This is a genomic window from Phyllobacterium myrsinacearum, from assembly GCF_002980555.1.
GTDB lineage: Bacteria > Pseudomonadota > Alphaproteobacteria > Rhizobiales > Rhizobiaceae > Phyllobacterium > Phyllobacterium myrsinacearum.
Genome location: NZ_PVBT01000001.1, coordinates 1275382 through 1299738, shown reverse-complemented (window position 1 = coordinate 1299738; position 24357 = coordinate 1275382). Strand labels below are relative to the sequence as shown.

General features: G+C 61.2%; 19 protein-coding genes. 10 read left to right on the top strand and 9 right to left on the bottom strand.

What is annotated here, in order from left to right; all coding sequences use genetic code 11:
* Positions 1-10: 10 nt before the first annotated feature.
* The 6 genes from C5750_RS06345 to C5750_RS06315 form a co-directional block, all read right to left on the bottom strand.
* Complete coding sequence (locus tag C5750_RS06345; RefSeq protein ID WP_105732931.1) at positions 11-961, bottom strand: alpha/beta hydrolase; 951 nt, start codon at positions 959-961, stop codon at positions 11-13.
* Positions 958-1740 carry a carnitinyl-CoA dehydratase gene (locus tag C5750_RS06340; RefSeq protein WP_105732930.1) on the bottom strand — a complete coding sequence of 261 codons (783 nt, stop codon included), beginning with the start codon at positions 1738-1740 and terminating at the stop codon, positions 958-960. Before C5750_RS06340 ends, C5750_RS06345 begins: the two co-directional genes overlap by 4 nt.
* The gene (locus C5750_RS06335) at positions 1733-3805 is read right to left on the bottom strand and encodes an acetate--CoA ligase family protein (RefSeq protein WP_105732929.1); all 2073 of its coding nucleotides are present in this window, start codon (positions 3803-3805) and stop codon (positions 1733-1735) included. The genes C5750_RS06340 and C5750_RS06335 overlap by 8 nt, the downstream gene beginning before the upstream one ends.
* A gap of 189 nt (positions 3806-3994) precedes the next feature.
* A complete protein-coding gene (locus C5750_RS06325) occupies positions 3995-5158 on the bottom strand; it encodes an acyl-CoA dehydrogenase family protein (RefSeq protein WP_105732927.1) in 1164 nt (387 codons plus the stop codon).
* A gap of 3 nt (positions 5159-5161) precedes the next feature.
* Positions 5162-6226, bottom strand: a complete 1065-nt coding sequence (locus C5750_RS06320) for a carnitine 3-dehydrogenase (RefSeq protein ID WP_105732926.1) — start codon at positions 6224-6226, stop codon at positions 5162-5164.
* 4 nt (positions 6227-6230) lie between these two features.
* Entirely contained in the window at positions 6231-7136 is a 906-nt protein-coding gene (locus C5750_RS06315) for a beta-keto acid cleavage family enzyme (RefSeq protein WP_105732925.1), read from the bottom strand.
* Positions 7137-7212: 76 nt separating this feature from the next.
* On the opposite strand from C5750_RS06315, the gene C5750_RS06310 reads away from it, so the two are divergent.
* The gene (locus C5750_RS06310) at positions 7213-8202 is read left to right on the top strand and encodes a GlxA family transcriptional regulator (RefSeq protein ID WP_425350414.1); all 990 of its coding nucleotides are present in this window, start codon (positions 7213-7215) and stop codon (positions 8200-8202) included.
* Between the two features lie 93 nt (positions 8203-8295).
* Positions 8296-8775 carry a thioesterase family protein gene (locus C5750_RS06305; RefSeq protein ID WP_105732923.1) on the top strand — a complete coding sequence of 160 codons (480 nt, stop codon included), beginning with the start codon at positions 8296-8298 and terminating at the stop codon, positions 8773-8775.
* A 185-nt stretch (positions 8776-8960) separates the two neighbouring features.
* Here the strand turns inward: C5750_RS06305 and C5750_RS06300 are convergent, their stop codons facing one another.
* Positions 8961-9857, bottom strand: a complete 897-nt coding sequence (locus C5750_RS06300) for a LysR substrate-binding domain-containing protein (RefSeq protein ID WP_105732922.1) — start codon at positions 9855-9857, stop codon at positions 8961-8963.
* A gap of 157 nt (positions 9858-10014) precedes the next feature.
* Here C5750_RS06300 and C5750_RS06295 point away from each other — a divergent pair, with 157 nt between their 5' ends.
* The 3 genes from C5750_RS06295 to C5750_RS06285 are packed head-to-tail and all read left to right on the top strand — an operon-like array spanning position 10015 to position 16168.
* Positions 10015-11247: an aromatic ring-hydroxylating oxygenase subunit alpha gene (locus C5750_RS06295; RefSeq protein ID WP_105732921.1), complete on the top strand. Its 1233-nt coding sequence runs from the start codon at positions 10015-10017 to the stop codon at positions 11245-11247.
* Positions 11248-11279: 32 nt separating this feature from the next.
* Positions 11280-13727, top strand: coding sequence for a GcvT family protein (locus tag C5750_RS06290; RefSeq protein WP_105732920.1), 2448 nt, complete (start codon positions 11280-11282; stop codon positions 13725-13727).
* Positions 13724-16168, top strand: coding sequence for a GcvT family protein (locus tag C5750_RS06285; protein ID WP_105732919.1), 2445 nt, complete (start codon positions 13724-13726; stop codon positions 16166-16168). Before C5750_RS06290 ends, C5750_RS06285 begins: the two co-directional genes overlap by 4 nt.
* Positions 16169-16349: 181 nt before the next feature.
* Here the strand turns inward: C5750_RS06285 and rocD are convergent, their stop codons facing one another.
* Together rocD and rocF are read right to left on the bottom strand one after the other, a co-directional pair.
* Positions 16350-17558: an ornithine--oxo-acid transaminase gene (rocD, locus tag C5750_RS06275; protein WP_105733150.1), complete on the bottom strand. Its 1209-nt coding sequence runs from the start codon at positions 17556-17558 to the stop codon at positions 16350-16352.
* Between the two features lie 28 nt (positions 17559-17586).
* Entirely contained in the window at positions 17587-18570 is a 984-nt protein-coding gene (gene rocF / locus C5750_RS06270) for an arginase (protein WP_425350427.1), read from the bottom strand.
* Positions 18571-18746: 176 nt separating this feature from the next.
* Here rocF and C5750_RS06265 point away from each other — a divergent pair, with 176 nt between their 5' ends.
* The 5 genes from C5750_RS06265 (at position 18747) to mgtE (ending at position 24340) form a co-directional block, all read left to right on the top strand.
* The gene (locus C5750_RS06265) at positions 18747-19172 is read left to right on the top strand and encodes an Lrp/AsnC family transcriptional regulator (RefSeq protein ID WP_105732917.1); all 426 of its coding nucleotides are present in this window, start codon (positions 18747-18749) and stop codon (positions 19170-19172) included.
* 29 nt (positions 19173-19201) lie between these two features.
* Complete coding sequence (gene pabB, locus C5750_RS06260) at positions 19202-20596, top strand: aminodeoxychorismate synthase component I (protein WP_105732916.1); 1395 nt, start codon at positions 19202-19204, stop codon at positions 20594-20596.
* The gene (locus C5750_RS06255) at positions 20593-21183 is read left to right on the top strand and encodes an anthranilate synthase component II (RefSeq protein ID WP_105732915.1); all 591 of its coding nucleotides are present in this window, start codon (positions 20593-20595) and stop codon (positions 21181-21183) included. Before pabB ends, C5750_RS06255 begins: the two co-directional genes overlap by 4 nt.
* Before the next feature lie 148 nt (positions 21184-21331).
* The gene (locus tag C5750_RS06250; protein WP_105732914.1) at positions 21332-22780 is read left to right on the top strand and encodes an aldehyde dehydrogenase family protein; all 1449 of its coding nucleotides are present in this window, start codon (positions 21332-21334) and stop codon (positions 22778-22780) included.
* A gap of 147 nt (positions 22781-22927) precedes the next feature.
* Positions 22928-24340 carry a magnesium transporter gene (mgtE, locus tag C5750_RS06245; RefSeq protein WP_105732913.1) on the top strand — a complete coding sequence of 471 codons (1413 nt, stop codon included), beginning with the start codon at positions 22928-22930 and terminating at the stop codon, positions 24338-24340.
* Positions 24341-24357 lie beyond the last annotated feature (17 nt).

Below are 24357 nucleotides of genomic sequence, written 5' to 3'. Positions count from 1 at the left end.
AAAATCGGGTTTAAAGCTGGCCCGGCCAGCGCCCCTGTCCCAGCAGATGCACGGCGGTGCAGATGCGGCGGAAACTGGAGCGCGCGCGTGTAACAGTGTGGCGGGCACGCAGATAGCCGTGCACGAGGCCGGGCTCATTGTTCCAGATTGCCTTGCCGCCCGCCGCCGAGATGCGCTGGCAATAGTGCCTGCCATCGTCGGAAAGCGGATCGCATTCGGCCGAGATCACGACGGTATCGGGCAGGCCGGAAAAATCCGGATCGGCCAGCGGGGCAAAGCGCGGGTCCGTCGACCAGTTGAACCCGCCACCCCTGATTTCCGCATAATAGAGGGTATCGCGCGTCGTCAGCATCGGTGCTTGCGCATGGGTCAGATAGGAGCCTCGATCCGTCGCGCCGCCGAGTCCCGGATAAATGAGCACTTGCCCAATCGGCTGCCGGTCATCACCGCGTACAGTGTGCGAGACTGCTGCTGCGAGATTGCCTCCTGCACTGTCTCCACATAGGACGACAGGCAGTTCCGAGATGGACGCCACATGTTCAAAGGCTGCAAGGCAATCCCGGAATGAGGCGGGATGCAGATGTTCGGGGGCGAGGCGGTAGTCAACCGAAATGACGCGGAAGCCGGTTGCCTCGCAAATCTCAGCACAGACGTCGTCATGGCTGTCGAGGCCGCCGACGACAAAGCCGCCGCCATGGAAATAGAGGCAGACCGCTTCAGGATCGCTGTCGCGTTTTTCGTAGATGCGGATGGGTATCTTGTGGTCTCGCGCATCGATGAAGCGATCAGCCGACGACACCGATTCCGGATAACCGGCAAAAAAGGCCTTGCACATGGTGTTATAGACATCGCGCTGCTGCGCGACGGTATAGTCGACGGCATCGGGCGGATAAAAGCTGTTCGTCCGCTCGATGAAGGCCCAGGTTTCCGCGTCGATCAGGACTGAATAATCCGCGCTCATCTGCCCTTCCATACGGGATCGCGTTTTTCGGCAAAGGCTTTAAACCCTTCCTGACCGTCTTCCGAAGCGTAGAGCATGTCAACCGTGCGGAATTTGCGCTTGGTGATCCAGTTCATCGCGTCCTGGAAGCTCATGTCTTCCGCCTCGCGCGCCACTTCCTTGATGGCGGCGAACACCAGCGGCGGGCCGCTTTCCAGAAGCCGGGCGATCTCCCACACCCGTTGCATCAGCTTGTCCTTGGGCAGGACCTCGTTGACGAGGCCCCAGCGGTGCGCCTCGGCGACATCCATCCAGCGGCCGGTCAGAAGCAGGTCCATGGCGACGTGGTAGGGAATGCGCTTGGGCAGTTTCACCGTGGCGGCGTCGGCCAGCGTACCCGCGCGGATTTCCGGCAGGGCAAAGCTGGAATGGTCTGACGCATAGATGAGATCGCAGGAGAGGGCGAGTTCGAACCCGCCGCCGACCGCCATGCCGTTAACTGCGGCGATCACAGGCTTGTTGAAGTCGCGCAGTTCCTGCAGGCCGCCAAAACCGCCGACGCCGTAGTCACCATCAACCGCATCGCCGCCTGCCGCCGCTTTCAGATCCCAGCCGGCGCAAAAGAACTTGTCGCCCTCGGTCTGGACAATGGCGACGCGAAGCTCGGGATCGTCGCGGAACTTTTGAAACGTTTCACCGAGCAGGCGGCTGGTCTTCAGGTCGATGGCATTGGCCTTCGGACGGTCCAATGTGACTTCGAGAATGCCGCCCTCGCGGCGCGTCCTGACAACATCATTCATGCAGCTCTCCCCTGGTGATTAACAGCGCATCGGCGATCCAAGCGCCTTGGCCGCTGCGGCATACAAGCAGCGGATTGATATCGAGTTCAACGATCCGCCCCGCATTCTCAACGGCAAAACCGGCAATGCCAAGAATGGCATCGATTGCGGCATCCAGATCGGCTTTCGGCTTGCCGCGATAGCCATCGAGCAGCGGAAACATGCGCAGGCTCCGAAGAGCCGCTTCGATCTCCGCGCGGCCGGAGGGTAGCAGCAGCGTGACACTGTCCTGCAGCAGCTCCACCAGCACGCCGCCGGTTCCAAGGGTCATCAGCGGCCCAAACTGCGGATCATCGACAATGCCGACGATCAGTTCCGCAACCGCATCTGTCACCATGCGCTCGACATAGAGGCCGTTGCCGATGGCAATGAGGTCGGTTGCCGCCGCGCGCACGGCATCCGCATCGCGCAGATTGAGCCGCACGGCATTCAATTCGGATTTGTGCGCGACGCCGAGCGCCTTGAGCGCAACCGGGAACGTCAGGTCCTGCGCAGCCGCAACGGCCGCATCGACCGTCCGGCAGCGTCTGCCCGGTGGTACGGGCAGGCCGCGATTGGCAAGGATGGCTTTAGCTTGCGCTTCATCGGGCGCCCGTTCCTCTGCACCACGGATTTCCGGGATGGCGACGGGCACGGCTGGGGGCATCTTCCATGCCTTGCCGATAAAGGCGGCGGCCTCGGCCGCATCGAATGCTTCGGTGATGCCGCAGAGCGGCGCAATGCCTTGCGCCATCAGCCCGGCCATATACTCTTCCGGGATGTTTTCCGGCAGTGAGGCGACGATGGCACCCTTGGCCCTGTTGGTTTTGAGGGCCGATTCAAGGCCACGTACCGTCGACCACCAGTCGACATCGGAACAGCGATCCTTGCGCGGAAAATCGAGGACGAGACAGCTCAAGGCAAAACCGCCGGATACCATGGCCGTGAAAGTCTCGGTCAGCGCCGGTTCGTTGTTCCAGATGAAGGTGTGGTAATCCAGCGGATTGGCGACGGCGACCAGCGGCCCCAGCGTGGACTTGACCTTGGCGCGATGCTCCGGCGTGAGCGGTGGAAAGTGGATGCTCCGCCCCTCGGCGCTGTCGGCCATGACGGAGGCTTCGCCGCCGGAACAGCTCATGGAGCACAGCGTGTCGCCGTCAAGCGGCCCGTGCACATGCAGCAGTTTCAGCGTTTCAAGAAAAGAGGCGATGGAATTGACGCGGGCAATGCCGAGCCGTTGCAAAAATGCATCCGAGGCCGCATCCGATCCGGCCAGCGAGGCCGTGTGCGACACCGTGGCGGCGCGCGCCTGCGCGGAGCGTCCGACCTTCATGGCGACAATCGGCTTGTTGAGTTCCCGCGCCCGTTTTGCCAAAACTTCGAACTTTGCTGCGGATTGAAACGCCTCGATGTGCAGGCCCAGCGCCGTCACCCGATCATCTTCAAGCAGGGCGATGGCCATGTCGGGCAGGCCGGTCTGCGCCTGGTTGCCCGCCGTCATGACGTGGGCAATCGGCAATCCGCGCGTCTGCATGGTCATGTTGATGGCGATGTTGGAAGATTGCGTGATGATGGCGACACCGCGTTCACCGGCGGCAAGCCTGCGCCCGCCATGCTGGTCGGGCCAGAGCAGGGCGCCATCGCAGTAATTGATCAGGCCATAGCAGTTCGGCCCGATGATGGGCATGTCGCCGGCCGCCGCGATCAGTTCGTCCTGCAGGCGTGCGCCATCCGCGTCATCGGCACCCGCTTCAAGAAACCCCGAGGCGTAGCAGACGGCAACACCTGCGCCGCGTTCACGCAATTGGCGGACGATATCGAGGGTCAGGAAGCGGTTGACGCCGACAAAGGCGGCATCGGGGCTGCCGGGCAAATCGGCAACGGACCGGTAGGCCTTGAGGCCGAGGACTTCGTCATGCTTGGGATGCACCGGCCATATCTGGCCGGAGAACCCCATTTTCTGTGATTGCTTTATGACTTCGGCGGCCTGAAGGCCGCCGAAGACGGCAATGGTTTTGGGACGGAGCAGACGGTCGAGTGCGTGCATGTATCAGGCACCCCCCTCTGTCCTGCCGGACATCTCCCCCACAAGGGGGGAGATCACATTGGCATGAATGTTTTCGCACAACAGGAAACGTTTCAAATTTCGCAGAAACGGCAATGCAGGCCGATCTCCCCCCTTGTGGGGGAGATGTCCGGCAGGACAGAGGGGGGTGAAACCTGACCGCATAACCACTTACGCTCCATGCGGACGAAGCAGGGCGCGCGAAATGATGTGCCGCTGGATTTCCGATGTGCCTTCCCAGATGCGCTCGACCCGTGCATCGCGCCAGATGCGCTCAAGCGGCAGATCGTCCATCAGGCCCATGCCGCCGTGAATCTGGATCGCCTCGTCGGCGACGAAGGCGAGCATTTCCGTGGCCTTCAGCTTGGCCATGGCCATGTCCTGATCGGTGACCGTGCCCTGATCGAACTTCCAGCCCGCCTCGAAGGTCAGGAGATCGGCGGCCTTCAGTTCCGTTGCCATGTCGGCAAGCTTGAACGAGACGCCCTGAAACTTGCCGATTTGCTGGCCGAACTGTTCCCGCTGCGCCGCGTATTCAATCGCATGGCCAAGCGCCCGTTCGGCCCGGCCGAGACAGGTGGCCGCAACCTGCAGACGCGTCGCGCCAAGCCATGTATTGGCGACCTCGAAACCCTTGTGCACCTCGCCAAGGATGGCGTCTGCGGGCAGGCGGCAATCGTCGAACTCGACGATGGCATTGGTATAGCCGCGGTGCGAGACGTTGCGGTATCCCTCGCGGATGGTCATCCCTGGATGGCCCTTGTCGACGAAGAAGGCGGTGATTTTCTTTTTCTTGCCGCGCGGCGTGTCTTCCTCGCCGGAGGCCACGAAGAGGATGACGAAATCCGCTTCCAGCGCATGGCTGATGAAATGCTTGGTGCCGTTGACGATCCAGTCACCGCCCTTTTCCACGGCCGTCGCCTTCATGCCGCGCAGATCGGAACCGGCGCCCGGTTCCGTCATGGCGAGGCAATCGGACTTTTCGCCGCGAATGCAGGGATAGAGGTATTTTTCCTTCTGCGCGTCGGTACCGGCGAGCAGGATGTTCGAGGGACGGCCGACGCAGGACCAGTGCAGCGCATAATTGGCGCGGCCAAGCTCCTTTTCGTAGAGCAGCCATGTCACGGTATCAAGACCGGCGCCGCCGACGGATTCCGGCATGTTCGCCGCATAAAGGCCGGCTGCAATCGCCTTCTGCTTCAGTTCGTCCGCAAGCTCCTTGCGCAGGACACCAGTGCGCTCCACTTCCACTTCATGCGGGTAAAGCTCGTTTTCGACAAAGGCGCGTGTCGTTTCGACAATCAGCCTTTGCTCCTCCGAAAGACCGAAATCCATGGCTTAGCCCTTCTTTTTCTTAGGCTTGCTGGAAACGGCCTTTTCAGCCGCCTTGGAAACCGCAGGCTTCTTGGCCAGCTTGGACAGTTGCTTGGTGTAATCCTTGTAGAGCGCACCGGCACCCCAGCCCTTGCCCTTGTTCTGGCGGGAGAGGGCATCCATGATGGCCACGAGGTTATCGTCGCGGATGCGTTCCAGTTCGCGGATGGAGAGGCCATGCGCCTGTTCATCGGACTGGGCGGCGATCTTGTCGACGAGTTCGTCGGTGAGTTCAGGCACGTCCATCAGCTTTGTCCAAGGCCAGGACAGGCAGGGTCCGAACTGGGCCATGAAGTGACGCATGCCGGCTTCGCCGCCCGCCACGCGGTAAACCTGGAACATGCCCATCTGCGCCCAGCGGATGCCGAAGGAATAGCGCATGATATCGTCGAGTTCCTCGACGGTGGTGATGTCGTCCTTGATCAGCCACAGCGCTTCGCGCCAGACGGCTTCGAGCAGGCGGTCGCCGACAAAAGCTTCGATTTCCTTGCGGATGACGACGGGTTTCATGCCGATGGAAGCATAGAGTTCCCGCGCGGTTTCGATGGCTTCCGGCGAGGTCAGCTTGCCACCGACGATTTCAACCAGCGGCAGGAGATAGACCGGGTTGTAGGGGTGGCCGACAACAAGGCGCTCGGGATGCTGCATCGATGTCTGCATATCGGACGGCAGGATGCCTGAGGTGGACGAGCCGATAATGGCATCGACCGCCGCGTGCTTGTCGATCTCCGCCAGCACCTTGTGCTTGAGGTCGAGGCGTTCCGGCACGCTTTCCTGGATGAAATTGGCACCGGCCACGGCTTCGGCAATGGTTTTTGCGAAGGTCAGCTTGCCCTCCTGCGGCAGGCCGCCGGGCACCATGGTCTTGTAGGCGCGGCGTGAATTCTTCATCACCTCGCTGACCTTGCGTTCCGCCTCCCGGTCCGGATCGAAGATCGATACGTCGATGCCGTTGAGGATGAGACGGGCAACCCAGCCCGCACCGATGACGCCGCCGCCGACGGCTGCCGCTTTGCGAATGACGCTCATGATCTCACCAGCCCTTTGTCAGTTTCATGCGGGCCCGAACCTCGTCCGGTCCAAGAATTCTGGCGCCGATGCCTTCGGCGACCTTCACGGCCCGTTCGACCAACTGGCCGTTGGTGGCAAGAACGCCCTTGTCGAGCCAGATATTGTCTTCGAGGCCGACGCGGATATTGCCGCCGGCCAGCATGGCCATGGCCGCATAGGGCAGCTGGTTGCGGCCGATGGAGAAGGCTGAAAATGTCCAGTTGGCGGGCAGGTTGTTGGTCAGCGCCAAAAGCGTGTTGATATCGTCGGGCGCGCCCCACGGAATGCCCATGCACAGCTGCACCATGACCGGGTCCTCCAGAAGCTTCTGGTCATAGAGCCATTTGGCGAGGAGCAGGTGGCCGGTATCGAAAATCTCGACTTCCGGGCGCACGCCCAGCGCCTTGATCTGCGCCGCCATGTCTTTCAGCATGGCCGGCGTATTGGTCATGACGTAATCGCCTTCGCCGAAATTCATCGTGCCGCAGTCGAGCGTGCAGATTTCCGGGCGCAGCTTGGCCACATGCACGAGCCGCTCGGTGGCGCCGACCATATCGGTTCCAACAGGTGAGGGCGGCATCGGCTGTTCGGTGCTGCCGAGCGTCAGATCACCGCCCATGCCGGCGGTGAGGTTCAGCACCATGTCGACGCCGGATGCCTTGATCAGCTCGACCACTTCCGCATAGAGCGCGACATCGCGCGATCCCTTGCCGGTCTTCGGATCGCGCACATGGATATGCGCCACGGCGGCACCGGCATTGGCGGCGGAAATGCACTCGTCGGCGATCTGCCGCGGGGTGACCGGAACCTTGTCGGAACGGCCTGTCGTGTCGCCCGCGCCGGTGACGGCACAGGTGATGAATACGTCGCGATTGGGGGTGAGTCCCATTGCTTTGCTCCCATTTTTTCGTTGGGCAAATCATGCAGCTGTTGCAAATGCATGCTTTGCAATATACGAATTGAACTTGATGAATAGCGAAACGTCGCCCCTCTTTTTGCCCGATGCCAAAACGCTTGAGGTGACGGTTCTCGTCTTCAGCGGCGCGTCGCTGATGTGCGTGGCATCGACCATCGACCCGATGCGCGCTGCCAACCGCGTCTCGGGCAGCACCCTGTTCAAATGGCGGATCGTTTCGCTCGACGGCAACCCGGCGATCACCACCTGCAGCCTGCCGATTGCCGTCTCCGGCGCGTTCGATCCGGCTGATAAGGCCGACATGCTGCTGATGATCGGCGGGTTCGGCACCTCGGATATTTCGCGCACCACCTTTACCGCCAGCCTGCGCCGCGCCATGCATCACTACCGGATGATCGGCGGCATCGAAGCGGGGTCATGGCTGCTCGGCCGGGCAGGGCTGCTGCGGGGACGGCGTGCCACCACCCACTGGGAGGACATGGAGGAATTCACCGCCGAATTTCCCGAGGCGGATATCCGGCCGGACCGCTATGTCATCGACGGGCCGGTGTTCACCACGGGCGGTGCATCGCCCACCTTCGACCTGATGCTGCATCTCATCCGCTCGCGCTGCGGCATGTCCGTGGCGCTCGATGTGGCGAGCGTCTTCATCTATGACGAAGCCCATGCATCCAATGATGCGCAGCCGCTTGTCTCGCTCGGGCGGCTTGACGATGTCCATCCGAAACTCGCCACCGCGATCCGGCTTATGGAGGGCAATCTCGATGCGCCGCTCACCATCGGCGCGATCGCCAAACGCTGCGGCCTGAGCGCGCGCAGCCTGGAAAAGATTTTTGCGAAAGCCGTGGGCGAGGGACCGGGCCGCTATTATCTGCGCCTGCGCCTGAAGATCGCGCGGCGGCTGATCACCGATACCAAAACCCCGCTGGCCGATATCGCCGCGCGCACGGGTTTCTCCTCGGCCGCCGCCTTTGCGCGCACGTTCCGCACCTTCGAGGGCAAGCCGCCGAGCAGCCTGCGCTCCGGCGCCAATCGATAGGGTGCCGCCATTATCAGTCGTTTTTGACACAGTGGACGGGCAGCTGCCATGGTTCAAATGCCGCCGGGTTTTACCAATGAGGGGAATATCAGCATGCCAGAAGGTGAATTGTACCGCTCCGCTCCGATAGCCATGGAAAAGGAGTGGATCGATTATAACGGCCATCTGAACATGGCCTATTACAATGTGGTGTTCGACCGGGGCGGTGACGAATTCCTCGCCGAACTGGGGTTTGGCCCGACATATGCGGCGCAACGCAGGCTGACGATCTACACGGCCGAGGTTCATATCTGTTACGTGCAGGAGATCCATCTCGACCATCTGGTGACGGTTACCAGCCAGCTGATCGATTTCGACGGCAAGCGTTTGCATACCTATAATGAAATCATTCACGTCGATGGCTGGGTCGCTGCGACCTCGGAAGTCCTGTCACTGCACGTGGATATGAACGGCCCGAAGGTTGTGCCGTTCCCGGAGGATGTGCTGCCAAAGCTGGCGTTTTACCGGGATGCCCATGCGAAGCTTGGGATTCCGGCGCGGGTTGGGAAATCAATCGGGATTAGAAGGAAGTGATTTGTACCCCCCTCTGTCCTGCCGGACATCTCCCCCACAAGGGGGGAGATCACATTGGCATCGATCATCCCGCTTAGCTTTCACCCTTGAAGATTGGCTGAAACAATTGTGAAAGCTGATCTCCCCCCTTGTGGGGGAGATGGGCGGCAGCCCAGAGGGGGGTTAAACAACAGCAATCGGTGGTTTCATCCGCCGAACTGCTCCACCAGCCACTTCTCGAACTGGCGGATGCGGGTTTCATTGACCCGCTCCTTGCGGCAAATCATGTACCAGGCACCGGGCTGTGGCACCCTCAGCGCAAACGGCGCCACCAGACGCCCCGCCTTCAGATCGTCCGCGACGAGAAAGCCCGGCGCGATGGCCAGTCCCTGGCCGTCGAGAGCCGATTGCAGCGCGGCGAGATAGGTGTCGAACTTCAGCGTCACCGCCTGGCCGTTATCGGCAATGCCGGCGGCATCGAGCCACGTGCCCCAATCCTCGGGTGCGGTATAGAGCGCCAGGCGCGGCACCTTGTTGAGTGCCTTTGCCTCGGTGTTGCCCGCGATCCGCGCGGCAACCGCCGCGCTGCACACCGGAAACATCTCGGCTTTGACAAGCAGCCGGTAATGCAGGTTCATCCGCTCCGGCCGGGTGGTATGGATGATGCCGATATCGGAACTGTCGATGTTGAGTTCCCAGTCGAGCTGGCTGGTGCCGATGCGGATGGCAAGGTTCGGATTGACCCTGCGGAAATCGGTCAGGCGCGGAATGAGCCAGCGGATGGCGAACGTCGCATAGGTTTCAAGCGCCAGATCGTCCGTCGTGCCCAGCCGGTTGATCAGTGCCGTGCCGCGGGCGATCTTTTCGAAGGCATCGCGCATATAAGGATAATACAGCGTGCCGGCATCGGTCAGCGCCACGCCGCGCGGCAGGCGTTCGAACAGCTTTACCCCGAGAATCGCCTCCAGCTCGGAAATGCGGTGGCTGATGGCCGATTGGGTGACGCCCAGCTCGTCGCCCGCCAGGCGAAAGCTCAAGAGGCGCGCCGAGGCTTCAAACGCGCGCAATGAGCCGAGCGGCGGTATTCTGGGCTTCGACATCATCGGGCGGCATCCTGTAAAACAGACTGTTGAGAATAATTCATGTCTTGATGAGCAACCATCGCTTGAACGGCGCCCAATGCGGAATCATTCTAATCTGCGACGCATCCGGGAAACAAGGGAGCGCGTCCGGGGAACACTCTTTTCGAGCGAGGCTAACATGGGCGCGGAACAGGCATTGGCCGGCGTTGCACCGGCAGGCGACAAGATCGATCGCATGATTGCGGAATACCGGCCCGGTCATGGGCTGGCGCGCGCCTTCTACATGGATCCGGATGTCTATGCCCGGGATATGGAACGTGTGTTCCGCCGCCATTGGCATTGCATCGGCCATGCCAGCATCATTCCCAATGCGGGCGATTTCGAGCTGTTCAAGATCGATTCGGAGGCGGTGATCGTGTCGCGCACCGAAGACGGTTCGATCCACGCGTTTCTCAATGTCTGCCGCCATCGCGGCGCCGAGGTCTGCACCCAGCAGAAGGGCAATGCCCGCTTCTTCGTCTGTCCCTATCACGCTTGGACCTATATGAATGACGGCAGCCTGCGCGCAGCGCGGCTGATGCCGCGGGATTTCGACCGCAGTGCGCATGGCCTGAAAAAACTGCATGTGCGTGTGGCCGAAGGGTTGATTTTTATCTGCTTTGCCGACGAACCGTTGAACTTCGACATTATCGAGCAGTCGCTGCGCACCACCTGCGGCCAATATGGCTGGGCCGATGCCAAGGTGGCGCACCGCGAGACCTATCCGGTAGATGCCAACTGGAAACTGGCGGTTGAAAATTATGTCGAGTGTTACCACTGCGGTCCGGCGCATCCGGAATATTCGCAGACTCATGCGCTTGAGCAGCCGCTGGAAAAAATCACCGAGCTGAATGCCCGGATGGAGCAGCGCACCTGCGCGCTCGGCATCGATATCGCTACGGGTGACCATTGGCAGAGTTCCGCGCAGGGCCATGAAACGATTCATACGTTCCGCTATGCGCTCTATGACGGCGTGTCGAGCGGCAGCGAGGATGGCTCGCCGGTTGGCCCGCTGATGGGGCGTTTCACCGAATTCGATGGCGGCGTGACCTCCATCCACCTTGGCGGTACCAGTTTCCTCGTGTGCTACCCCGACCATGGCATGATTTATCGTTTCATTCCGAAGACGGCTGATACCTGCGAGATGGAGCTGATCTGGCTGGTGCGCGGCGATGCGCAGGAGGGCCGGGATTACGATCTGGACAAGCTGACATGGCTCTGGAAGGTGACCACCGCCGAGGACAAGACGATCATCGAACACACGGCGCGCGGCGTGCGCTCGCACTATTTCGTGCCGGGGCCCATCGCGCCCATGGAACACAACGAGTTGCGGTACATCCAGTGGTACCTCGATGAAATCGCACGGGCGTAAGCCAAACAGCATGAGATCATGGGAGACCGTATATGTCTGAATTTCCAACGTCGGCGCGGGTCGTCATCATCGGCGGCGGGGCGGTCGGCGTCTCATCGCTGTATCATCTCGCCAAGGCCGGATGGACCGATTGCGTGCTTCTGGAGAAGAACGAGCTGACATCAGGCTCCACCTGGCATGCGGCGGGCAATGTGCCGACCTTCTCCGCCTCGTGGTCGGTGATGAACATGCAGCGCTATTCCGCCGAGCTGTACCGGCGGCTGGCGCAGGAAGTCGATTATCCCATGAACTACCATGTCACCGGTTCGCTGCGGCTCGCCCATGGCAAGGAGCGCATGCGCGAGTTCCAGCGCGTGAAAGGCATGGGCCGCTATCAGGGCATGGATATCGATGTGCTCGGCGTCGATGAGATCAATGGCCGCTATCCCTTCATTGCGACGCATGATCTGGCCGGTGCGCTGTACGATCCGAACGATGGCGATATCGATCCCGCCCAGCTGACGCAGGCGCTGGCGAAGGGCGCGCGCGACATGGGTGCAAAAATCATCCGTTTCTGCCCGGTGACGGGTGCCCGGCGCGACGGCGACGAATGGGTGATCGCGACGCCGCAGGGCGAGATCCGCTGCGAATATGTGGTCAATGCCGCCGGTTACCGCGCGCAGGAAATCGGCAGGCTGTTTGGCCGCGCCGTGCCGATGATGGTCATGAGCCATCAATATCTGCTGTTCGACGAGATCCCCGAGATTGCCGCATGGAGCCGCCAAGAGGGCCACAAGCTGCCGCTGCTGCGCGATGTGGATTCGTCCTATTATCTCCGGCAGGAAAAGAACGGCATGAATCTCGGGCCCTATGAGCGCAATTGCCGGGCGCATTGGGCAACGGCCGACGATCCGATGCCGGACGATTTCTCCTTCCAGCTGTTTCCTGACGATCTGGAACGGCTCGAATGGTATCTGAACGACGCAATCGCCCGCGTGCCGATCCTCGGCACCGCCGGCCTGTCGAAAATCATCAATGGCCCCATTCCCTATGCGCCCGACGGCAATCCGCTGATCGGGCCGATGCCGGGCGTACCCAATGCGTTCGAAGCCTGTGTGTTCACCTTCGGCATCGCGCAGGCGGGCGGGGCAGGAAAAGTTCTGGCCGAATGGGTCACGGAAGGCGCGACCGAATGGGACATGTGGTCCTGCGATCCGCGCCGCTTCACCGCCTTTGCCGACCACGACTACAGCGTTGCCAAGGGCGTGGAGGTCTATGGCCACGAATATGCCATTCATTTTCCGCGCCATACATGGTCCGCGGGACGCGACAAAAAGCTTTCGCCGCTGCATGCGCGCGTGACCGGTTTGGGCGCGCAGTTCGGCGCCTATAATGGCTGGGAGCGGGCAAACTGGTATGCGCAGCCCGGCGACGACACGTCCGAAGAGGCGACACAGACCTTTAAGCGGGAAGGGCCGTGGCAGCGGCGCATCCGCGAGGAATGCCATGCGGTGCGCGATGCCGTCGGCATTCTCGATCTGCCCGGTTTTTCCCGCTTCAAGGTGAGCGGGCCGGGCGCACGCGACTGGCTTTCCGGCCTGATCACCGGTCTGGTGCCGAAACCCGGCCGCATCGGCCTTGGCTATTTCGCCGATGCAAAGGGCCGTGTCGTCACGGAAATGTCGATCATGGCCATTGATGAGGACGTGTTTTTCCTCATCACTGCGGGCGTTGCCGAGTGGCACGATCTGGAATGGCTGCAAAAACACCTGCCCAGGGGCAGCGCGATCAGCATCAGCAATGTCACCGAGCAATTTTCCTGCCAGATCGTCACCGGCCCCAAGGCGCGCGATCTCTTTGCCGGTATCTGCGATGCGGACCTTGGCAAATCCTGGCTGTCACACCAGACGACGCAGATTGCCGGACGCTATTGCCAGCTTGTGCGCGTGTCGTTTGCCGGAGAACTGGGCTGGGAAATCCACAGCAAGGTCGCCGATACCCAGGCGATTTTCGATGCGGTCTGGCAGGCGGGCCAGCCATACGGGCTAAAACCGTTCGGCATGTATGCGCTGGACTCGCTGCGGCTGGAAAAAGGCTACCGCGCCTGGAAGGGCGATCTGTCCACCGACTATACGCCGTTGCAAAGCGGGCTCGACCGTTTCATCAAATGGGAAAAGCCTGATTTTCTCGGCAAAGCCGCGCTGGAAAGCGAAAGGCAGCATGGTGTGAAGAAGCGCTTCGTCACCCTGACCGTCGATGCCGGGGATTGCGATGCGCCCTATATGTCGACGCTCTGGCACAAGGGCAGCATTGTTGGCGAAACCACCTCGGGCGGCTGGGGGCACCGGATCGACAAATCCATCGCGCTCGGCATGCTCAAGACCGAACTCACTGAACCTGGAACACAAATCGAGATCGAGATTTTCGGCGAACGCTTCAAGGCCACCGTGCATCCGGATCAGCCGCTCTGGGACCCCAACAATGAAAGAATCCGCGCATGAGTTCTCTTCCGGCCAAGGCCAGAGCCGTCATCATCGGGGGCGGTGTTTCCGGCTGTTCCGTCGCCTACCATCTTGCCAAACTGGGCTGGACCGACATCGTTCTCCTGGAACGCAAGCAGCTGACCTCGGGCACCACGTGGCATGCGGCCGGGCTGATCGGCCAGCTGCGCGCCTCGCAGAACATGACGCGGCTCGCCAAATACTCCGCCGATCTCTACGTCAAACTGGAGGCGGAAACGGAGGTCGCCACAGGCATGCGCCAGGTGGGGTCCATCACCGTTGCGCTGACCGAAGAACGCAAGCACGAGATCTATCGCCAGGCTTCGCTGGCCCGCGCTTTCGATGTTGATGTGCGGGAGATTTCACCGAGTGAAGTCAAGGAGATGTATCCGCATCTTAATATTGCGGATGTGGTCGGGGCGGTGCATCTGCCGCTGGACGGGCAATGCGATCCAGCCAATATCGCCATGGCACTGGCCAAGGGCGCGAGGCAGCGCGGCGCAAGGATTTTCGAGAACGTAAAAGTCACCGGCGTCCACAAAAAGAATGGCAGGGTATCCGGCGTTTCCTGGGCCAAGGGCGAGGAACAGGGCACGATCGAGACTGACGTGGTGATCAATTGCGCCGGCATGTGGGCGCGCGATCTGGCATCGATGTCGGGTGTGACGGTGCCTCTGCATGCCTGCGAGCATTTTTATCTTGTCACCGAGGCCATTGAGGGGCTCGGACGCCTGCCGGTGCTGCGCGTGCCGGATGAGTGCGCCTATTACAAGGAAGATGCTGGGAAAATGATGCTCGGCGCCTTCGAGCCCGTGGCCAAGCCGTGGGGCATGAACGGCATTTCCGAGGATTTCTGCTTCGACCAATTGCCGGAGGATTTCGAGCATTTCGAGCCGATCCTCGAAATGGGCGTCAACCGCATGCCGATGCTCGGCACGGCGGGCATTCACACTTTTTTCAACGGGCCTGAGAGTTTCACGCCCGACGACCGTTATTATCTCGGCGAAGCACCGGAACTGGGCGGATACTGGGTGGCGGCGGGCTACAATTCCATCGGCATCGTATCGTCGGGCGGCGCCGGCATGGCGCTGGCCCAGTGGATTCACGATGGCGAAGCGCCGTTCGACCTGTGGGAAGTCGATATCCGCCGCGCCCAGCCGTTCCAAAAAAACCGGCAGTATCTGAAGGAGCGTGTCTCCGAGACGCTTGGCCTGCTCTATGCCGATCATTTTCCCTACCGGCAGATGGCAACGTCCCGCAATATCCGCCGTTCGCCCATCCATGAACATCTAAAGGCACGCGGTGCCGTTTTCGGCGAAGTGGCCGGATGGGAACGGGCAAACTGGTTCGCCAAAGGCGGGCAGGAGCGCGAATACCGCTATTCCTGGAAGCGGCAGAACTGGTTCGACAACCAGCGGGACGAACATCTGGCGGTGCGGGGTGGCGCCGGGCTGTTCGATATGACCTCCTTCGGCAAGATCCGCATCGAAGGTCGCGATGCGCTGGCGTTCCTGCAAAAACTTTGCGCCAATCAGCTGGATGTCGAGCCTGGCCGCATCGTCTACACCCAGATGCTCAACAATCGCGGCGGCATCGAAAGCGACCTGACCATCACCCGGCTGTCGGAAACGGCGTTCTTCGCCGTTGTCCCCGGCGCCACCCTGCAGCGCGATCTCGCCTGGATGCGCAAGCATGTGAGGGACGAATTTGTCGTCATCACCGATGTGACGGCGGCGGAATCCGTGCTGTGCCTGATGGGGCCGAAATCCCGCGATGTGATCGAAAAGATCAGCCCCAACGATTTTTCCAATGCGGGGCATCCTTTCGGCACGGCGCGGGAGATCGAGATCGGCATGGGCCTTGCCCGCGCCCACCGCGTCACCTATGTCGGCGAACTTGGCTGGGAGCTTTATGTCTCGTCGGATCAGACCGCGCATGTGTTCGAGGCATTGGAGGAGGCCGGTCAGGAGCTGGGCCTGAAACTGTGCGGCCTGCACACACTGGATTCCTGCCGCATCGAAAAGGCTTTCCGGCATTTCGGCCATGATATCACCGATGAAGACCATGTGCTGGAGGCAGGACTTGGTTTTGCCGTCAAAACCACGAAGGGCGACTTCATCGGGCGTGATGCGGTGTTGCAGAAGAAGGAAAGCGGACTGGACCGCAGACTGGTGCAATTCCGCCTTGCCGATCCCGAGCCGCTGTTGTTCCACAATGAAGCCATCGTGCGCGATGGCGAAATCGTCGGAACGGTCACCTCGGGCAATTACGGCCACCATCTGGGCGGGGCGATCGGCCTTGGTTATGTCGCCTGCCGGGGCGAAAGCGCCGAACAGGTGCTGTCCTCAAGCTACGAGATCGAGATCGCCGGAGAACGGGTGAAAGCGCTGGCATCGCTCACGCCGATGTATGATCCGAAGGCGGAGCGGGTGAGGATGTAAGTATTCACCCCCCTCTGGGCTGCCGCCCATCTCCCCCACAAGGGGGGAGATCAGCTTTCACAGCTATTTCAGTTAATCTTCAACATTGAAAATTGCGTAAAACCATTGATGCCGATGTGATCTCCCCCCTTGTGGGGGAGATGTCCGGCAGGACAGAGGGGGGTGTTGAACCCCGCCGTCCTCAATTCATGCTGGTCAGCACCTCGTCGAACTGTTCGAGCGCCCAATCGATCTGATCGCGCTTGATCACCAGCGGCGGCGCGATGCGGATCGTATCGCCATGGGTGTCCTTGGCGAGAATGCCGCGTTCCTTCAGCTCGTAGCAGAAGCGGTTGGCGCCGCCGGCTTCCGGATGCAGCTCGATGGCCAGCATCAGGCCGCGGCCACGCACTTCGCGCACGATATTGCTGCGGATGCCCCGGAGCTGCTGCAGGAAGTACTCGCCCTCGATGCGCGAATTCTCGATCATGTTCTCTTCGGTCAGAACACGCAGCGCCGCACGGGCAATGGCGCAGGCCAGCGGATTGCCGCCGAACGTGCTGCCGTGCTGGCCGGGCTTCAGAACCCCGAGCACATCGCTGTTCGACAGCACGGCCGAGACGGGATAAAAGCCGCCTGAGAGCGCCTTGCCGATCAGCGTCACATCGGCCTCGATCGCTTCGTGTTCCTCCGCCAAAAGGGCGCCGGTGCGGCCAAGGCCGGTCTGGATTTCATCGAGGATCAGTGTGATGTTGTTCTGCGTGCAGAGCGCGCGCACCTTGGAGAAATAGCCCTTTGGCGGAATTTTCACGCCAGCCTCGCCTTGGATGGGCTCGACAAGGAACGCCACGGTATTGGGCGTCAATGCCGCAGCAAAGGCATTGATATCGCCGAAGGGAACGACCTTGAAGCCCGGCGCAAACGGGCCGAAATTCTCGCGGGCTGACGGATCCGTGCTGAACCCGACGATCCCCATGGTTCGGCCGTGGAAATTATCCGAGCAGACGATGATCTCGGCGGCATTCTCCGGCACGCCCTTGACCTCGTAGCCCCATTTGCGCACGGCCTTGATGGCGGTCTCGACGGCTTCGGCACCGCTGTTCATCGGCAGGATCTTGTGCGAGCCGGTGAGGCTCGCCAGTTCTTCGTAGAACAGGGCCAGCTGATCGTTGCGGAAGGCGCGCGAGGTCAGCGTCAGTTTTGACGCCTGTTCGGTCATGGCTGCCAGGATTTTCGGGTGGCAATGGCCCTGGTTGACGGCGGAATAGGCTGAAAGACAGTCGAGATAGCGGTTCCCGTCGATATCCCAGACATGCACGCCTTCGCCGCGCGACAGAACCACATCAAGCGGCTTGTAGTTATGAGCGCCAAGACGGGACTCGGTCGAAATCAGTTGGGCGGCTGTTTGCAGCAAAATATCCTCCTATTTGCCAGTTTTCTTATGTGTTGAGAGCCGTGGCGCTCTGGTCCGAAACGGCGGGCCGTTCATAGATCTGCCGGCCGAACAGGCTGGCAACGAGATCGACGAGCAGCATGGCGCTCTTGCCGCGATCATCGAGGAACGGATTGAGTTCAACGATGTCGAGCGAGCCGACGACGCCGGAATCATGCAGCATTTCCATCACGAGATGGGCTTCGCGGTAGGTGGCGCCGCCTGGAACCGTCGTGCCCACGCCGGGGGCGAGCGACGGATCGATGAAATCCACGTCAAAACTGACATGCAGGATGCCATTGGCCTTCTGCACCCGCTCGATGATGCGGCGCATCAGCTTGGCCACGCCGAACTCATCGATCTGGCGCATGTCGATGACATCGATGCCGCGTTCGCGCAGGAGCTTGCGCTCGACCGTGTCGATGGAGCGGATGCCGAAGAGATGCAGGTTTTCCGGCTTGATCAGGCCGTGCGGCTCGTCGCCGAACACGCCTTCAAGGCCGGGCTCGTTGCACAGGAGTGCTGCCGACATGCCGTGCATGTTGCCGGACGGCGAGGTTGCCGGGGTGTTGAAATCGGAATGAGCATCAAGCCAGAGCACGAAGAGTTCGCGGTTGTTTTCCTGGCAGTAGCGGGCGATGCCGCCGACCGAGCCCATCGACAGCGAGTGGTCACCGCCGAGAATGACCGGGAAACTGCCGTCCTTCATCGCCTCATAGGTTTCAACGCAAAGCATGCGCGACCAGGCGGCGATCTTTTCGATGTGATGGGCAAGGCCCGCAACCGGTGCAACGGCCGGCAGCGTCTGCGGCAGGCGAAGATCGCCGTGATCGTCGACCGGATGGCCCATCTCTTCCAATGTGCGGATAAGACCGGCGGTGCGCAGCGCTGCAGGGCCCATCAGGGCGCCGAGACGACCGGCACCTTCCTCGATGGGGGCGCCGACAATCATCAATTTCTGTTTGGGGTCGTTCTCAAAATTGCTGAGCATGTTCATCAACAAGCGCCACTTTCGCGTTTGAATGGTCAATCAAATGAAGCCGGAGGATTCACCGGCGCAGGCAATATACTGCCACCGCGAGACGGTGACAAATAGACGGCATCCTGATAGAAATGCGCTGCTTAATGCGCAGTTTGCGCATCTCAATTATACAAATTGGAACGGATATGGATGATCTCGACCGCCGCCTGTTGTCGCTGCTGCGCGATGACTGCCGCATGCCTGTCTCATCGATGGCCACGCTGCTCGGCATTTCGCGCGCGACCGTGCGGGCCCGCGTCGACAAGCTGACGACCGACGGCACCATCCAGGGCTTTACGGTGACGCTGAAGGCGGGTGCCGGCGTTTATGGTGTTCGCGCCATTGCCATGATCGAAGTGGCCGGGCAGGGCGCGGAAAAAGTCATCCGCCGCCTGCAGGGCTTTCCCGAGATCCGCGCGCTGCACACCACCAACGGCCGCTGGGATATTGTGGCGGAGATCGAGGTGGAGACGCTGGAGGCGTTCGATCACACGCTGCGCGACATCAGGCATATTGACGGAATCACCCTGACCGAGACAAGTATACTCCTTTCCACCCGCAAGAGCGGGTAACGCCATCATTCGGGAAAGGCTGACAACGGATGTACATCCGTGAAATCCCCTGGCTGGAACCAGTCGACGCTGCCGAACGCCTGAAATCGCTCGGCGGGCTGAGCTTTCTCGACAGTGCCATGCGGCACGACCAGCTAGGCCGCTATTCCTACGTGGCTGCCGATCCCTTCGGCACGCTGGCGGTCCGGGATGGTGTGGCCAGCTGGAACGATCAGCCGCTGGATATGGGCCCGCTGGAAGCGCTGTCGCGCTATCTCGAACGCTACCGGCTGGAGGATCAGGCCGGTCTTCCGCCCTTTCATGGCGGGGCCATCGGCTATTTCTCCTATGAATTCGGGCGGTTGCTGGAAAATCTTCCAGAGCCGCGCAAACAGTCTCAGGGCGATGTGCCCGACGCCATCTGGCATTTTCATGATGTCGTGCTTGCCTTCGATCACCTGAAGCAACGGGTCTGGCTCGTCTCGTCCGGTTTGCCTGAGCGGGCGGACGAAACGCGTGCCGCCGAACGGGCGCATCTGTTTCTCGGCGCGCTGGAAAAGCCGGGGAACGCACAAGGCTCTGCACGGCCCCCTATCGCCCGCACTGCCTGGCAATCCAATTTCACGCGCGACGCCTATATGCAGGCGGTGGCGAAAGTCGTCGAATATATTCTCGACGGCGATATTTTCCAGGCCAACATCGCACAGCGCTTTATCGCCGGTCTTCCCGAAAACTATCCCGTCTGGGCCTTCTACAAGGCGCTGCGCCAGCGCAATGCAGCGACCTTTGCCGCCTATGTGGAGCATGACGATCTGATCATCGCATCGAGTTCGCCGGAACGGTTCCTGTCGGTTGAGGGCCGCGACGTGCAGGCCCGGCCGATCAAGGGCACCGTGCCGCGCTCGGCCGACCCGGATATCGACCGGCGGCATGCGGATGAGCTGCTTGCCTCGGAAAAGGACCGGGCCGAAAACCTGATGATCGTCGATCTCATGCGCAATGATCTGTCGCGGGTCTGCAATCCCCATTCCGTGCTCACGCCCGTGCTGTGCGGCCTCGAATCCTATGCCAGCGTGCATCATCTGGTGTCGGTCGTCACCGGGCGTCTGGCGGATGAAAAATCGCTGTCGGATCTGATCCGCGCGGCTTTTCCCGGCGGGTCCATCACCGGTGCGCCAAAATTGCGGGCGATGGAAATCATCACCGGGACGGAACAGGTTGCGCGCGGCATCTATTGCGGCTCAATCGGGTTTTTCGGTTTCAACGGCAATATGGACACCAATATCGCCATCCGCACCGTGCTGTTCCAGGGCGGCAAGGCGGTATTCCAGGCGGGCGGCGGCATAACAGCTCTCTCCGACCCGGCGGCCGAATATCAGGAGACGCTGGACAAGGCGGCACGGATTTTCGATGTGTTCGGCATGGCCGGAGATGCCGGGTCATGATCCTTATCATCGACAATTACGATTCCTTCGTTTTCACCGTGGCGCGCTATTTTGCCGAGCTGGGCGAGGAAACCCGCGTCGTGCGCAATGACGCGATCACCGTCGCCGACATCGAAGCGCTGCAACCTGCGGCGCTCGTCATCTCGCCCGGTCCCTGCGGGCCGCACGAGGCGGGGCAGTCGCTCGCCATCATCGACGCTTTCAGCGGCAGAATTCCCATTCTCGGCATTTGCCTTGGCCACCAGTGTATCGGCGAAGCTTTTGGCGGCGCGGTGCTGCGGGCGCAGGAGCCCATGCACGGCCGCTCCTCGCTGATCCAGCACAACGGAACGGGCGTTTTCAAGGGATTGCCGAGCCCGTTCAAGGCGGGACGCTACCATTCGCTGATTGTCGTTGCCGATGCAGACAATGCATCGCTTACCGTAACTGCCCGCTCCGACAAGGGTGAGATCATGGGGCTTGCCCACAGGGCGCATCCGACATTCGGGGTGCAGTTCCATCCGGAGTCGGTGCTGACCGAATATGGCCACGCCATGCTCGGCAATTTCCTGCGCATCGGCCGCCAGTTTCACGAACGGAAGAAATAGCGGTCAGGCGCCGGCGCGCCGCTATTTTCGCCTCTTTGTTCGATATTCCTGTTGGCTGGCGGCCCATTCATCCGCTACACCTGACGTCCAACGGATGCACTTCCATCCCTGACCAATCCAATCCGACAGCACCAGCAGGAGACCAACCATGCTTCGCAAGACCGATTTCTATATCAATGGAAAGTGGACCGCTCCGGCCGTGGCAAAGGATCTTGAAGTGATCAATCCGGCGGATGAGCAGCCCTTTGCCGTCATTTCCGTCGGATCGGCTGCCGATGTTGATGCTGCCGTGGCCGCCGCGCGCAAGGCTTTCGCCACCTGGAGCCTGACAAGCCGCGAGGAGCGCATTGCCTGGCTCGAGCGCCTGACCGCCGTCTATGAGACGCGCATCAATGACATGGCGCAGGCCATTTCCTCCGAAATGGGCGCGCCGATCAAGATGGCGCTCGAAGAGCAGGCAGCGTCGGGCACCAGCCACCTCAAGGCCTTCATGCGGGCGTTGAAGAGTTTTGAATTCGTGCGTCCGCTTGACGAGCACAACCCCAATGTCCGGATTGCCTACGAGCCCATCGGCGTCTGCGGCCTCATCACGCCGTGGAACTGGCCGATGAACCAGGTTGTCCTGAAAGTCGTGCCTGCCATTGCCGCCGGTTGCACCGTGGTGCTGAAGCCCTCGGAAATCGCACCGATCTCCTCGATCGTGTTTGCCGAAATGATCGACGCATCGGGCCTGCCCGCCGGTGTGTTCAACATGGTCAATGGCGATGGCCCTTCCGTGGGTGCAGCCATGTCCGCGCATCCCGGCATCGACATGATGTCCTTCACCGGTTCGACCCGCGCCGGCATTGCCGTCACCAAGGCGGCGGCCGACACGGTCAAGCGCGTGTCGCTGGAACTCGGCGGCAAGTCGCCCAACATCGTTTTCGCCGACAGTGACGTGGAAGCGGCGGTGACGCGCGGCGTGCTGCACGTGTTCAACAACACGGGCCAGTCCTGCAATGCGCCGACGCGCATGCTGGTGGAACGCTCGGTTTATGACAAGGCGACCGAGGTGGCCGCCGCCACGGCCAAGGCCACGGTGGTCGGCGATCCCGCGCAGGACGGCGATCATATGGGCCCGCTTGTTTCCGAAGCCCAGTTCAACAAGGTGCAGGGCCTGATCGAGCAGGGCATCAAGGAAGGCGCGCGCCTGATCGCGGGCGGCACCGGCCGTCCGGAAGGCTTCAATCGCGGCTATTTCGTCCGCCCGACGGTGTTTGCCGATGTCAACAACGACATGACCATTGCCCGTGAGGAAATCTTTGGGCCGGTGCTGGCGATGATCCCGTTCGATACGGAAGAAGAAGCCGTCGAAATCGCCAACGATACGCCATACGGCCTTGCCGCCTACATCCAGTCGGGCGATCGCGAGCGGATCAAGCGCGTCTCCCGGCAGCTGCGGGCCGGCATGGTGCGCATCAACGGCGCCTCGCACAAGGCGGATGCGCCGTTCGGTGGCTACAAGCAGTCCGGCATTGGCCGCGAAGGCGGCCACTGGGGCCTGGAAGACTTCCTGGAGGTCAAGGCCATCAGCGGCTGGGAAGACAGCGCCGCCTGACCGGGCCTGTCCCATATCTGATCCCGCAGGCGGAATAACCTTCTGAATTGACGCATCATCCCCGGAAAAATCGATTTGGATTTCGGGGGTTATGCGTTAACTGACACTGTATGGTGCAAGTCGTGTCGGGAAGGCAGGTGCGGATCGATGGACGAAACGGAAACATTGCCTCCGCCCGCTGATGACGAGCGGGATGTCGACATTTATGGCGAAGACGGCGCTGTCCGCTCGTCCTATCTCGCCCGTGTCGGCGCCGCTATTGCGGATCGCGATGTTCTGTTCCTGCGTTCCCACGTCGGCAAACTGCACCAGTCAGAACTGGGTCACGTCCTCGAAGCGCTGCAATCGGAGCAGCGCGCGGCGCTCATCGAGCTGCTTGGCGATGAATTCGATTTTGCCGCGCTGACCGAAGTCGACGAGGCCGTGCGCCTCGAAATCGTCGATGCCATGCCGAATCAGCAGATCGCTGAAGCGGTTCAGGACCTGGATTCCGACGATGCCGTCTACATCCTGGAAGATCTTGACCAGGAAGACCGCGACGAGATTTTGGCGCAGCTGCCATTCACCGAACGCGTGCGCCTGCGCCGTTCGCTCGGCTATCCCGAAGAGACCGCCGGACGCCGCATGCAGACGGAGTTCGTCGCCGTGCCGCCGTTCTGGACCGTCGGCCAGACCATCGACTACATGCGCAACAATGCCGATCTGCCGGAATCCTTCTCGCAGATTTTCGTCATCGATCCGATGTTCCGGTTGCTCGGCGCCATCGATCTCGACCGCATCCTGCGCGCTGGCCGCGACAGCAAGATCGACGAGATCATGCACGAGACGCGCCATGCCATTCCCGCGACGATGGATCAGGAAGAGGCGGCGCAGATTTTCGAGCAATACGACCTGCTGTCCGCCGCCGTTGTCGACGAGAATGAACGGCTTGTCGGCGTGCTGACCATCGAGAACATCGTCGACGTCATTCAGGAAGAGGCCGAAGAGGACATTATGCGCCTCGGCGGCGTGGGCGACGAAGAACTGTCCGACTCCGTCCTGTCCACCTCGCGCTCGCGCACGCCCTGGCTCGTCGTCAACCTGTTCACGGCGTTTCTCTCCGCTTCCATCATCGGGCTGTTCGACGGCACCATCCAGCAGATGGTGGCGCTGGCGGTGCTGATGCCCATCGTCGCCTCCATGGGCGGCAATGCGGCGACCCAGACCATGACCGTGACCGTGCGCGCGCTGGCGACACGGGACATGGATATCTACAATGCGGGCCGCATCATCCGGCGCGAAGCCTCGGTCGGGTTGATCAACGGCATGGTGTTCGCCGTGCTGATCGGCATGGTTGCCGGATTCTGGTTCCAGAATGCCGAACTGGGCGGAATCATCGCCTCGGCCATGATCATCAACATGATGGCGGCTGCCCTTGGCGGTATTCTGATTCCCTTGCTGCTCGACAAATTCGGCGCCGATCCGGCCATTTCGTCGGCTGTCTTTGTCACCACGGTGACCGACGTCGTCGGCTTTTTCTCGTTTCTGGGGCTGGCAACGTGGTGGTTCCGGCTGGCCTAAACGGGCCATTCCTTAGC